At 66.5% G+C, this 12,403-nt stretch carries 14 protein-coding genes; 11 read left to right on the forward strand and 3 right to left on the reverse strand.

Features of this window, described 5'->3' with window-relative positions:
• The first annotated feature begins 222 nt into the window (after positions 1-222).
• The 6 genes from hpnI to E1956_RS08890 all read left to right on the forward strand — a co-directional run bounded on the left by hpnI (position 223) and on the right by E1956_RS08890 (position 7,098).
• A complete protein-coding gene (gene hpnI, locus E1956_RS08865; protein ID WP_134748261.1) occupies positions 223-1,533 on the forward strand; it encodes a bacteriohopanetetrol glucosamine biosynthesis glycosyltransferase HpnI in 1,311 nt (436 codons plus the stop codon).
• Positions 1,534-1,682: 149 nt separating this feature from the next.
• The gene (gene hpnJ / locus E1956_RS08870; protein ID WP_134748262.1) at positions 1,683-3,104 is read left to right on the forward strand and encodes a hopanoid biosynthesis associated radical SAM protein HpnJ; all 1,422 of its coding nucleotides are present in this window, start codon (positions 1,683-1,685) and stop codon (positions 3,102-3,104) included.
• Complete coding sequence (gene hpnK, locus E1956_RS08875; RefSeq protein WP_232071061.1) at positions 3,101-4,087, forward strand: hopanoid biosynthesis-associated protein HpnK; 987 nt, start codon at positions 3,101-3,103, stop codon at positions 4,085-4,087. The genes hpnJ and hpnK overlap by 4 nt, the downstream gene beginning before the upstream one ends.
• Complete coding sequence (locus tag E1956_RS08880) at positions 4,081-5,187, forward strand: lysylphosphatidylglycerol synthase domain-containing protein (RefSeq protein ID WP_134748263.1); 1,107 nt, start codon at positions 4,081-4,083, stop codon at positions 5,185-5,187. The genes hpnK and E1956_RS08880 overlap by 7 nt, the downstream gene beginning before the upstream one ends.
• Positions 5,188-5,305: 118 nt before the next feature.
• Positions 5,306-5,887 carry a hypothetical protein gene (locus tag E1956_RS08885; protein ID WP_134748264.1) on the forward strand — a complete coding sequence of 194 codons (582 nt, stop codon included), beginning with the start codon at positions 5,306-5,308 and terminating at the stop codon, positions 5,885-5,887.
• A gap of 146 nt (positions 5,888-6,033) precedes the next feature.
• Positions 6,034-7,098: a patatin-like phospholipase family protein gene (locus E1956_RS08890; RefSeq protein WP_134750474.1), complete on the forward strand. Its 1,065-nt coding sequence runs from the start codon at positions 6,034-6,036 to the stop codon at positions 7,096-7,098.
• A 39-nt stretch (positions 7,099-7,137) separates the two neighbouring features.
• Here the strand turns inward: E1956_RS08890 and E1956_RS08895 are convergent, their stop codons facing one another.
• The 3 genes from E1956_RS08895 to E1956_RS08905 form a co-directional block, all read right to left on the reverse strand.
• Positions 7,138-7,476 carry a type II toxin-antitoxin system PemK/MazF family toxin gene (locus E1956_RS08895; RefSeq protein ID WP_134748265.1) on the reverse strand — a complete coding sequence of 113 codons (339 nt, stop codon included), beginning with the start codon at positions 7,474-7,476 and terminating at the stop codon, positions 7,138-7,140.
• Positions 7,477-7,482: 6 nt separating this feature from the next.
• Positions 7,483-7,770, reverse strand: a complete 288-nt coding sequence (locus tag E1956_RS08900; protein WP_134748266.1) for an AbrB/MazE/SpoVT family DNA-binding domain-containing protein — start codon at positions 7,768-7,770, stop codon at positions 7,483-7,485.
• 143 nt (positions 7,771-7,913) lie between these two features.
• Complete coding sequence (locus E1956_RS08905) at positions 7,914-8,528, reverse strand: histidine phosphatase family protein (RefSeq protein WP_134748267.1); 615 nt, start codon at positions 8,526-8,528, stop codon at positions 7,914-7,916.
• 281 nt (positions 8,529-8,809) lie between these two features.
• On the opposite strand from E1956_RS08905, the gene E1956_RS08910 reads away from it, so the two are divergent.
• The 5 genes from E1956_RS08910 (at position 8,810) to E1956_RS08930 (ending at position 12,355) form a co-directional block, all read left to right on the forward strand.
• Positions 8,810-9,031 (forward strand): CbtB domain-containing protein, encoded by a 222-nt coding sequence (locus tag E1956_RS08910; RefSeq protein WP_134748268.1) that lies wholly within the window; start codon positions 8,810-8,812, stop codon positions 9,029-9,031.
• A gap of 12 nt (positions 9,032-9,043) precedes the next feature.
• Positions 9,044-9,796 (forward strand): CbtA family protein, encoded by a 753-nt coding sequence (locus E1956_RS08915; RefSeq protein ID WP_134748269.1) that lies wholly within the window; start codon positions 9,044-9,046, stop codon positions 9,794-9,796.
• 295 nt (positions 9,797-10,091) lie between these two features.
• A complete protein-coding gene (locus tag E1956_RS08920; protein ID WP_134748270.1) occupies positions 10,092-10,781 on the forward strand; it encodes an ABC transporter permease in 690 nt (229 codons plus the stop codon).
• Between the two features lie 19 nt (positions 10,782-10,800).
• Positions 10,801-11,514, forward strand: a complete 714-nt coding sequence (locus E1956_RS08925) for an ABC transporter permease (protein WP_134748271.1) — start codon at positions 10,801-10,803, stop codon at positions 11,512-11,514.
• A gap of 28 nt (positions 11,515-11,542) precedes the next feature.
• On the forward strand, positions 11,543-12,355 hold the full coding sequence (locus tag E1956_RS08930) for an ABC transporter ATP-binding protein (RefSeq protein ID WP_134750476.1): 813 nt from the start codon (positions 11,543-11,545) through the stop codon (positions 12,353-12,355).
• Positions 12,356-12,403: the final 48 nt, after the last annotated feature.

The raw sequence follows: 12,403 nt of genomic DNA on the forward strand, positions 1-12,403 counted from the left end.
TACGATGCGCTTGTAATTTTTTGTGATATTTGGGGTAGGGCAAATGGTGGCAGGCGACATGCTTGAGCTGGCCGGCACGCGGTGCGGTTGCGCCGCGACGGCATTGCGGCACGTCGGCTCCGGTTTCGGGGCCGGTACGCGCGCAGGCTGCGTTTGGGCCGGCGCCAGCGCCTTCGGCCGCAACGGGCCGCGTTACCCCGGCGACATGCGAGGCATCGTGGCATGACGGTCCTGCTTGAATTCCTGTCTCCGTCGGCGTGGTGGCTCGTGATTGCGTTGTGCGGCGCGGTCACTTTTTACGCCATCAGCGCCGCATTGACCATGCCGCGCCTTGGCTCCGCCGCACAGGTGCGCGCGGCGGCGCGGCACGCCCGCGCCCGCACGCCGCTGCCGGTGAGCGTGCTCAAGCCGCTGTGCGGGGCGGAGCCGCGTCTCTACGAGAATCTCGCGACCTTCTGCGAGCAGCAGCACCCGCGCTATCAATTGATCTTCGGCGTGTCCTCGTCGAAGGATCCGGCCATTGCGGTCGTGCGCCGGCTGCAAGCCGCGTATCCGGGGCATGACATCGCGCTCGTGATCGACTCGCGCGTGTACGGTAGCAACCTGAAGGTGAGCAATCTCATCAACATGGCGGCGCATGCGCGCCACGACGTGTTGATCGTCGCCGACAGCGACATCGCCGTCGAGCCCGACTATCTCGAGATCGTCACCGCGCCGCTCGCCGACCCGCAAGTGGGCGTGGTGACCTGCCTCTACAGCGCGCGCAGCGTGGGCGGCTTCTGGCCGCGCGTGGGCGCGCTCTTCATCAACGAGTGGTTCGCGCCTTCGGTGCGCGTCGCGCATTCCACGGGCTCGCGCGCGTTCGGCTTCGGCGCGACGCTCGCGCTCTCGCGCAGCACGCTCGAGCGCATCGGCGGGTTCGAGTCGCTCAAGGATTGCCTCGCCGACGATTATCAGCTGGCCCGCTTTGCGCGCGATCATGGCCTCGCCACCGTGCTGGCTCCCGTGGTGGTCGCCACCGACGTGATCGAGCCGACGTTCCGCACGCTGTGGCTGCGCGAGACGCGCTGGCTGCGCACGATCCGCTCGGTCAATCCGGCGGGTTTCGCGTCGCTGTTTATTACGTTTACCTCGCCGTGGCTCGTGCTCGGCGCGCTCGCATACTGGCTGATGTCGGCCGGCGCGTTTGCCGCCGCGGCCGGTGCCGGGACGCGCCTCGCATTGGCCGTGCTCGGGACGAGCACGGTTGGCGGTATCATCGCGCGGTTGGTGCTGCATGCGCGCGGTAGTTCGAGCCTGCGGGAGTTCTGGCGCGATTTACCGCTGGTCCCGCTGCGCGACACGCTTTCGCTGCTGCAATGGCTGGCCGCCGCATTCGGCTCGCACGTCATCTGGCGCGGGGTGCGCGTAGCGGTTGCGAACCCCGATGCGCTGGCGCCGGCCGACATGGCCGGAATGCCGCGTGCCGGCGGCGAAGCGCGCGTGAGCGCCGCGCCGCGCCGGGCCACCGTCGAGGTATCGGAAGGCCGTTGATGTGGCCCATGCGTCAGACCGAAGCGCCCCGGGGCGTGAAACCCGGGCGCTAAATTAATATGTCGCGCGCGGCGCCGGCTCCAGCCGGTGCGCGCGCAATTGTTCATTCATGCCCCATTAATAAAAAGGGCTGCCGGAGCACTCATCTCATGAAAACGCTGTTTTTGCAGGCCCCGTCCTATGACGGCTTCGATGGTGGCGCAGGCTCGCGCTATCAGGCGAAGCGCGAGATCCGCTCGTTCTGGTATCCGACGTGGCTCGCGCAACCCGCGGCCCTCGTGCCGGGCAGCCGCGTGCTCGACGCGCCCGCTGACGGCATCGGCGTCGAAGAAACGCTCAAGATCGCGATGGACTATGACCTCGTGATCATCCACACGAGCACGCCGTCGTTCCCGACCGACGCGAACTTCGCCGAGGACCTGAAAAAGCGCAAGCCGTCGCTGATCGTCGGCATGGTCGGCGCAAAGGTGATGGTCGATCCGCACAACTCGCTCACGGCGACCGAAGCGATCGATTTCGTCTGCCGCGAAGAATTCGACTACACCTGCAAGGAAATCGCCGAAGGCAAGCCGTTCGCGGAGATCAAGGGTCTCTCGTGGCGCGCCAAGGACGGCTCGATCGAGCACAACCCGGCGCGCCCGATCCTCGAGAACATGGACGAGCTGCCGTTCGTCGCGCCCATCTACAAGCGCGACCTGAAGATCGACAACTACTTCATCGGTTATCTGAACTACCCGTACGTGTCGATCTATACGGGCCGCGGCTGCAAGTCGCGCTGCACCTTCTGCCTGTGGCCGCAGACGGTCAGCGGCCACCGCTACCGCACGCGCTCGGTCGAGAACGTGCTCGAGGAAGCGAAGTGGATCCGCGACAACATGCCGGAAGTCAAGGAACTGATGTTCGACGACGACACCTTCACCGACGACCTGCCGCGCGCCGAAGCGATCGCGCGCGGTCTCGGCAAGCTCGGCATGACGTGGTCCTGCAACGCGAAGGCGAACGTGCCGTACAAGACGCTCAAGGTCCTGAAGGAAAACGGCCTGCGCCTGCTGCTCGTGGGCTTCGAGTCCGGCGACGACCAGATCCTCGTGAACATCAAGAAGGGCGTGCGCACGGACTTCGCGCGCCGCTTCAGCGCGGACTGCAAGAAGCTCGGCATCAAGATCCACGGCACCTTCATTCTCGGCCTGCCTGGCGAGACGCAGGAAACCATCAAGAAGACGATCGAGTACGCGAAGGAAATCAATCCGCACACGATCCAGGTCTCGCTCGCCGCGCCTTATCCGGGCACGACGCTCTACAAGCAGGCCGTCGAAAACGGCTGGATGGAAGAGAACAAGACCATCAACCTCGTGAGCAAGGAAGGCGTACAGCTCGCGGCGATCGGTTATCCGAACCTGCCGCGCGAGGAGATCTATCACCACCTCGAGCAGTTCTATCGCCAGTTCTATTTCCGCCCGTCGAAGATCTGGGAAATCGTGCGCGAAATGCTCACGAGCTGGGACATGATGAAGCGCCGTCTGCGCGAAGGCGTGGAGTTCTTCCGCTTCCTGCGCGCCCACGAGGCATGATGGATGTGTCCGGCGTGGAGACGTCCGGCGTGGATACGCCACGCGCGGACGCCGCCGCCCATGCCGCGAACACCGGGCGAGACGGCAGCGGTGGCCGCGCGTTGATCTTCACGGCCGACGACTTCGGCTTGCACGAGCGGGTCAACGCGGCGGTCGAACGCGCGCATTGCGATGGCGTGCTCAACGCCGCGAGCCTGATGGTTGCAGCGCCTGCCGCCGCGGACGCGGTGGCGCGCGCGCGCCGCTTGCCGAACCTGCGCGTGGGCCTGCATCTCGTGCTCGCCGACGGCGCCGCAATGCTGCCGCGCACGCAGATTCCGGCGCTCGTCGACGCGGGCGGCCGCTTCGGCGACAACATGGTGCGCGACGGCGTGCGTTTCTTCTTCTTGCCGCACGTGCGCGCGCAGCTCGCCAAAGAGATCCGCGCGCAGTTCGAGGCGTTCGCGGCGACCGGGCTCGCGCTCGATCACGTGAACACGCACAAGCACTTCCATCTGCATCCCACCGTGCTTTCGCTGATCCTCTCGATCGGCCGCGATTACGGCTTGCGCGCGATGCGTCTGCCGCTGGAGGCGGGTGCGCCGTTCGCGCTCAAGCCCTGGCTCGCGCTCGTGCGCGCGCGTCTTGCGCGCGCGGGCGTTGCGTATAACGATTACGTCGTGGGCATTGCAAAGACGGGCGCGATGGACGAGGCGGTGCTGCTCGAAGCGCTTGCGCATTTGCCGCCGCAGGGTGTGGGCGAGATCTATTGCCACCCGGCCGAAGCGCCGGCGGCGGGCGAGGGGCCGATCACACCGTCGATGAGCACGTATCGCCATGCCGACGAACTCGGCGCGCTGATTTCGCCGCGCGTGGCCGAGGCCCTGAAGCACACCGGCGTGCGCCACGGCGGCTTCACCGATGTGTTTTTCGGTGACAAGGCCAGGGCCTCGACATCCGGCGACGCAAGCACGCTCGCGACCAAGGCGCAGGCAACATCATGAAGTGGCTTCAATGGCTGGGCCTGCCGGTCGGGATCGCAATCCTGATCGGGCTGGTCGTGCACGACGGCGCCAGCGACGTGGTGCGCGTGATCGGCACGGCGGGTCCGGTGCTCCTCTGGCTCGTGCCGTTCCACGCGCTGCCGCTGCTGCTCGATGCGCACGCGTGGCGCCTCTTGCTCGACAAGCGCGCGCCGCTCAGTTTCCTCTGGTGGATCGCGACCGTGCGCGAGGCCGTCAACCGCCTGCTGCCCTCGGTGGGCGTGGGCGGGGAGATCGTCGGCGTGCGGCTGGCGCGCTGGAAGCTGCGCGGCGCAGGCGACGCGAGCCAGGTCACGGCCTCGGTGATCGTCGAGGTGTTCGTGACGATCGCCGTGCAATACGCTTTCTCGGCGCTCGGCGTCGTGCTGATCGTGGCGGCGACGGGCGACGGCGGCTCGCTGCGCACCCTCATCACCATCGTGCTCGCGCTGCTCCTGACAGCGCCGCTGCCCGTGCTGGCGGTCTTCCTGTTGCGCCGTGGCGGGGTGTTCCATGCGATCGAGCGCTGGGCCGCGCGCCTGCTCGGCACCGGCAATTCGCTCATGATGGGCATCGACGGCCAGCAGCTCGATGCCGATCTCGACCGGCTCATGTCGCGCACCGGTCTCATGTTCCGCGCGTTCTTCTGGCAGCTCGGCGGCTATATGCTCGGCGCCTTCGAGACGTGGTGGGCGCTCGCGCTGCTCGGCCATCCGGTCACGGTGGGCGAGGCGCTCGCGATCGAGGCCATCACCCAGGCCGTGCGCCACGCAGCCTTCATGGTGCCGGCGGGCCTGGGGGTCCAGGAAGTCGCCGTGGTGCTGCTCGCGCAGTTGTTCGGCGTGAGCCAGGACGTGGCGTTCTCGCTCGCGCTCGTCAAGCGCATGCGCGAGGTGGTGTTCGGTGTGCTTGCGCTGCTTTCCTGGCAGGCCGCCGAGATCGTGCGCACGCGCCGCTCGCTGCGCGACGGCGAGCGTCACGCCGCTGCCGGTGAAGCGCGGCCCGCCGTAGCTGCCGCGCCCGCGCGTCCAGGACGGGAGTCGCATTCCAGGCATGCGGAACGCCACGACCAGCCCCATTGACGGTACATTGTGGGTTGTAAGCGCACGCTGAGCCAAGGGGTGAGCGTGCGCGGGACGCGCCGCATCAGCGATAGCGTTGATGACGCCTGGCGAGGTCCAGCCACAGTCCAGCTTTGACATGCCGCTCACATTTTCATCCACGCGCTCGCTTGCCGTGGCGTGCGCCGCACTGGCGGCGCTCACGCTCTCGGGCTGCGATGACCGCCAGATCGACTCCATGCTCGACGCCCTTCGGCAGACGTTCAAGGCCTTCTTCGATTCGGTGAAACCCGACGTGCTGCTGCTCAAGGGCCTGACGCCCGGTGTTTCGACGCTCGAGCAGGTGCGCGAGCAAATGGGCAAGCCCGAGACCGAGCGTGTGTTCGAGGACGGCTCGCGGCGGCTCGAATATCCGCGCGGCCCGCAGGGGCTCAAGACCTACATGGTCGACATCGGCCCGGATGGGCGGCTCGTGGCCATCACCCAGGTGCTTACCGCGGAGAATTTCGCGAAGGTGTACATCGGCGAGAGCCAGGACGACGTGCGGCGCCTGCTTGGCAAGCCCGGCCAGGTGGCCGTGTACCTGCTCAAGAAGGAGACGGTGTGGAGCTGGAAGTGGTTCGAGGGCGGCGTTACCCAGGAGGCGTATTTCAACGTGCACTTCGGACCGGACGGCCGGGTCACGACGACCTCGCGTTCCGACGTGATTCGCGGGCATTGATGAGCGTTTGATCCGCGTTGTTAGTGGGCTTTGCTGGGCGCGAACGGCGTGAGTGAATACGGGCAGGTGTTGCGCAACGGACATAGGGCATTGAATTTGCTGGGCAAACTATTGGAAATAACCGGCGGACGCGGGAGGTGCGCATGGTGATGCATCGTCGGCGGCCGCCGCGTGTGGGGCTCGTGCTGGGCGGCGGGGCTGCGCGCGGCTGGGCCCATATTGGCGCGATACGCGCACTCGAGGAGGCGGGCATCAAGCCCGACGTGGTGTGCGGCACCTCGATCGGCGCGCTGGTGGGCGCCGTCTACGCGAATGGCGATCTCGACTGGCTCGAGGACTGGGTCGGCAAGCTCACCTGGCAGACGGTGGTGCGCCTGCTCGACTTGCGCTTTTCCGGCGGCCTCCTGGGCGGACGCAAGGTGATCGACCTGTTCGCGAAGCAGTTCAACGGGCGCGTGATCGACGAGCTGGCGATGCCGTTTACGGCCGTGGCCACCGAGCTCGATACGGGTCGCGAGGTCTGGCTGCGCGAGGGCGGCGTGGTGGACGCGGTGCGCGCCTCCATCGCGATCCCTGGCCTCTTCACGCCGATCTGGCATGACGGCGTGTGGCTCGTCGACGGCGGGCTCAGCAACCCGGTGCCGGTCTCGGCGGCGCGGGCGATGCGCGCCGATACGGTGATCGCCATCGACCTCAATCACGACATCCTCAATGGCCGCGACCTGGGCGGCACGATCGATACCGTGCCGCGCGAAACGCCGGTCGAAGCGGCCGTCGCGGCGGCGCAGGCTGCGAATGGCGCGGAGCCGGAATTGCCGCTCGAAGCGCAATCAGACGCGCAAGCCGGCTCGCTGCCGGGCGCGGACCCCGCGCAACCGGCGCCACTGCTGCGTCGCAATGGCAAGCCCTTTCCGCAATGGCTTCAGCCTTCGGGGCCGGGCGCGTTGGGCGGGGCGGATGTGCGCGTCGCGCCGCCGCCCAGTGCGCGCGTGCCATCGCTGCTCAGCTCGATTGCCCAGAGCATCGACATCATGCAGGTGCGCATCACGCGCAGCCGGCTGGCGGGCGAGCCCGCCGACGTGCTGATCCAGCCGCGCCTGGGCGGCATGGGGATCTTCGACTTTCATCGCGCCGCGCCGGCCATTGCGGAAGGGCGCGCAGCGGTGCAGTACATGCTGCCCGCGATCAAGGCGCAGTTGGGAATCGATTAGGGCGCGCCGCCGCGTGCCGTGGCGAACGGCGCCCTTCGATCAAAGATTGAGAATCCCGGCGATGGCAAATTTCGCCGCGCTCAGTTCGTCTTGCGTCGCGCGCTCGCCCCTGTGGCGCCAGACTCTCCCCGTCAACGAAAGCGTGGTGATCTGGTCCGCCATGGCGACACAGGGTTTGCTGAGACCGCTGATCGGGATTTCCGATTCCCAGCCGTGAATCGTGCTGGTGATCGGCAGCCCGATGAAGCGGCTCGTGAGTTCGTTGAATTCGGCGTCTGTGATGACGAGGGCCGGGCGAAAGCCGTTCTGCTCATTGCCCACGCTCGGACCGACATTCAGCCAAACAATATCGCCTGCGTCTGGTGTTCCGTTCTTCATGCGTCTTTACCAAAGGTCAAAACGCGCTGGGTCATCGGGCCCGCCGAATTCGAAGCCCTGCGGTGCGCCAAAGTCGACGAGCGGCTGCTGCTCGAGCCTGCTCTCGTGCAACTGACGCAAATAGCGCTCGCGCGAGAAGCGCCGTATGGCGGAATGAGCGCGGACCGTTAGCACGCCGTCTTCGACTTCCACTTCGATCTCCTGTCCTTCGGTGAGCGCCAGCCTGGCTGCGGCGCTCGCCGGGATACGTACCGCAAGGCTGTTTCCCCAACGCTTGAGGGTCTGAATGGCCATTGTCCTTCTCCTTGGGTGAGCCGCCAGTCTGCCAAACGGCGTATCAACGCGTAGATACATTCAAAGATTACTCATCGGCCAGGCTTGTGTCAACGCGTTGATACGCGATCTCGATGCCGTTGCCACCGTCGCCCGCCATTGCCTCACGGTAGTGCCGCCATCCAGACCCATCCTTGCGCCGAGCGCCTCAGCGCCGTGACGGCGAGCGGCGCGATCTCCAGATGCCTGAACGACGCCGAAGGCGCGCTGAGCGCGCGCAGGATCGCCGCGCGGATCACCGGCGCGTGCGTGAAGGCCACGATGGTTGTCTCCGCTTCGGGAAGGGCGTCGAGCCACGCCGCGACGCGTGAGCGCACGTCGTCGAACGACTCGCCGCCACCGGGCGGCCTGAAGGCCGGATCGCGCGTCCAGGCGGCGAGCGCTTCAGGCGCCTCGTGTGCGACGTCCGTGAGGCGCCGGCCTTGCCACGCGCCGTAGGCGGCGTCCGCGAGCGCATCGGTGCGCCCAGCGGTGAAGCCGGCCGCCTGCGCGCTTGCGCAGGCGATGGCGGCGGGGCTCATCAGCGCGTGCGGCGCGTCCCCATTGGCGCCAACGAGGCGCGCCTGCCAGCGCACTCGCCAGGCTTCGATAGCCTCGACGGCGCGTGCATCGAGCGTTTCTGTTTCGTCGTTGTCCCCGCCTGGTGCGCGAGGAAACGTCCCCGAGCGCAGCGCGGCATTGGCCGCGTGGCATACCAGCCAGACTGTCGTTCCTGGCATCGGCGTGTTCTCCCATTTATCGTTTGATTACATCCCGCTTGTGCCGAGCTTGCATTCGGCCCGCGCAAGGCCGGCCCAGCGCGTAGAATACGGGCTCGCCCTACACACGGAAGCCGGTGCAAGTCCGGCACGGTCGCGCCACTGTAACCGCGCGCCTTCGAAACGTCGAAAGCCGACGTCTCGAAGCCACGGAAGCCAGACCCGCGTGTCATGCATTGGGGCACATCCGGAGCCATTCCATCCCACGACTAACGGGGCGCGTAACCCCAGGAGAAGTCATCATGTCCGAAGCCGCATTCCATCCGGCGCAGCCGCCGGTTGCCACGCCCACCCCGATCCCGCTGCGCGAGATCCTGCCCTGGGCCATCTTCGGCGGCCTCATGCTGCTGCTCGCGCTGTACTTCGTCGGCGCCGAACAGGGCGCGACGTCGATCTTTCCGGGCATGTACGTCCACGAGTTCGTTCACGACGGCCGCCATCTGCTTGGCTTTCCGTGCCACTGACCGGGAGCTGACATGGTAGGCAAACTGTTGGTACGCGGGATGCTCGCAGGCATCGCCGCGGGACTCCTCACGTTCTCGTTCGCGAAACTCGTGGGCGAGCCGCAGGTCGATCAGGCCATTTCCTTCGAAGAAAAGCTCGACGCCGCCAAAGGCGAGGCGCCCGATCCCGAGATCGTGAGCCGCAAGACTCAGGCGAGCTACGGCCTCTTCACAGGCGTGATGGTCTACAGCGCTTCGGTCGGCGGGCTCTTTGCGCTCGTCTTCGCCTATGCGTACGGCCGCGCGGGTCGCATGTCGCCGCGCGCGCTTTGCGCCTGGCTCGCGCTCGCGGCGTTCGTCGCGATCTACATCGTGCCGAACATCAAATATCCGGCGAACCCGCCCTCGGTCGGCGATCCGGAGACGATTGGCGCTCGCACCGGGCTGTTCTTCGTGATGATTGCGATCTCTATCGCCATGTCGGTGTTCTCGCTGAAGGTCCGAGCGGCGCTCGTGGCGCGCCATGGCGCCTGGAATGCGTCGATTGCGGCGCTCGTGCTCTTCGTCGTGGTGATCGGCGCGATCCAGCTCGTCATGCCGACGATCAACGAGGTGCCCGCCGCATTCCCGGCCGTGCTGCTGTGGAAGTTCCGCACCGTCTCGATCGGCATGCAGGCGATTCTCTGGAGCACGATCGGATTGCTCTTTGGCGCGCTGGCCGAAAAGCTGCTCGGTGCGAACGTTCATGCTGGCAGCGCGCGAGGCGCGCGCTCGCGCCCCGCATAGGCGCTGACCGGGCCGCAGGGAAGGCCCCGCGCCTTCTATCGAAAAAGCGACCCGAAACTTGTGAAAACGCCCCGCTTGCCGGGGCGTTGTCTTTTCGGCTTTCAAATTCATCGCGCCCTTGGCGGCGCGGGCCAAAACGCCGGCCAGGCGTAGAAGCACGCGGATGTTGCGTTGCAGCATCCGCGGCCTGCGCGTTTGAGCAATCTATTCTGCGCTGCGACCATCCGCGCACATCTTCCAAACAGCGCCCGCGGCAACGCCCGCGGCGTCGACAAACATCTTCACGGAGACGCGCGTGATCCTCTACGGCTTTGGCCCGGTGCTGCTCGCCGGCACGATCCAGACGATCGAACTTTCGCTGCTCTCGCTCGGCGTGGCCGTGCTGCTCGGCCTCGTGGGGGCGGCGGCGAAGCTCTCGTTCAACCGTCCGCTCGCGGCCTGCGCGACGGCCTACACCACGCTGATCCGCTCGGTGCCCGACCTGGTCCTGATGCTGCTGCTCTTCTACAGCATCCAGATCGGCGTGAACGAGGCCACCGACGCGCTCGGCATGGCGCAGATCGACATCGACCCGTTCGTCGCGGGCGTCCTCACGCTCGGCTTCATCTACGGCGCGTACTTCACGGAGACGTTCCGCGGCGCGTTCCTCTCGGTGCCGCGCGGCCAGCTCGAAGCGGGCTACGCCTACGGCATGAGCGGCGCACGCGTGTTCGCCCGCATCCTGTTTCCGCAGATGATGCGCTTCGCGCTGCCCGGCATCGGCAACAACTGGCAGGTGCTCGTGAAGGCGACGGCGCTGGTCTCGATTATCGGTCTTGCCGATGTCGTGAAGGCCGCGCAGGACGCGGGCCGCAGCACCTTCAACCTGTTCTTCTTCCTCGTGGTCGCGGCGCTCATCTATCTCGCGATCACCACCATTTCCAACTTCGCGCTGATCTGGCTCGAACGCCGCTATTCCGCGGGCGTGCGCCACGCGCAACTGTGAGTCTGCGGAGCCCGAACCGATGAACGAAATCATCCAGCAATTCGGCCGCGCGTTCCTCTACTGGGACGGCGAGCATGTGTCCGGCCTCGCGATGACGCTCTGGCTGCTCGTGATCTCCGTGGCGTTCGGCTTCGTGTGCGCGGTGCCGCTCGCGGTCGCGCGCGTGTCGAGCCGGCGCTGGCTCTCGATGCCGGTGCGCTTCTACACCTACGTGTTCCGCGGCACGCCGCTCTACGTGCAGTTGCTGCTGATCTACACGGGCGTGTACAGTCTCGCCTTCATTCGCGCCGAGCCGCTGCTCGACGCGTTTTTCCGCAGCGGCCTGAACTGCGCGATCCTTGCGTTCGCGCTCAACACCTGCGCTTACACGACGGAGATTTTCGCGGGCGCGATTCGCTCGACCTCGCACGGCGAAGTGGAAGCGGCGCGCGCCTATGGCATGAGCCCGTTCACGATGTACTGGCGCGTGGTCCTGCCTTCGGCGCTGCGCCGCGCGCTGCCGCTGTACAGTAACGAAGTGATCCTGATGCTGCACGCGACGACGGTAGCCTTCACCGCGACGGTGCCCGACATCCTCAAGGTCGCGCGCGACGCCAACTCGGCCACGTACCGCTCGTTCGAGTCGTTCGGCCTCGCGGCGCTGATCTACTGTGCGGTATCGTTCGTGCTGGTGGCTGCGTTCCGCCGCGCGGAGAAGCGCTGGCTCGGCCACCTTGCCGTGCGTACGCGATAATTTTTGGGAGACCATCTTGGCTCAGACGATGCAAACGACCCCGCGTGCGACGCAAACCCCGGCGCAATCCTCCGATAGCAAGCTGATTGCGCGTGACATCCACAAGCGCTACGGCGACAACGAAGTGCTCAAGGGCGTCTCGCTCGACGCGAAGAAGGGCGACGTGATCAGCATCATCGGCGCGAGCGGCTCGGGCAAGAGCACGTTCCTGCGCTGCATCAATTTCCTCGAGAAGCCGAACGCGGGCGAGATCGTGGTGGACGGCGAGGCCGTGCGTACGAAGGCGGGCCGCAACGGCGACCTCGAGGTGGCCGACCACAAGCAGCTCCAGCGCATCCGCACCAAGCTCGCGATGGTGTTCCAGCACTTCAATCTCTGGTCGCACATGAATGTGATCGAGAACGTGATCGAGGCGCCGATTCACGTGCTCGGCGTGCCGCGCAAGGAAGCCGAGGAGCGCGCGCGCGCGTATCTGGAGAAGGTCGGTCTCGCGCCGCGCGTGGAGAAGCAATATCCCTCGCATCTCTCGGGCGGCCAGCAGCAACGCGTGGCGATTGCGCGCGCGCTCGCGATGAACCCCGACGTGATGCTGTTCGACGAGCCCACCTCCGCGCTCGACCCCGAGCTCGTGGGCGAAGTGCTCAAGGTGATGCAGAAGCTCGCCGAGGAAGGCCGCACGATGATCGTCGTCACCCACGAAATGGGCTTCGCGCGCAACGTCTCCAATCATGTGATGTTCCTGCATCAGGGCCGCACCGAGGAGCAGGGCGCGCCCGCCGACGTCCTCGGCAATCCAAACAGCGAGCGGCTGCGCCAGTTCCTCTCGGGCAGCCTCAAGTAAGCGGGGCGCCAGAAAGTGTCACCTGCGGTGTCCCGCACTACTCAGGTC

The sequence above is a fragment of the Paraburkholderia pallida genome (genome assembly GCF_004524855.1).
GTDB classification, from domain to species: domain Bacteria; phylum Pseudomonadota; class Gammaproteobacteria; order Burkholderiales; family Burkholderiaceae; genus Paraburkholderia; species Paraburkholderia oxyphila.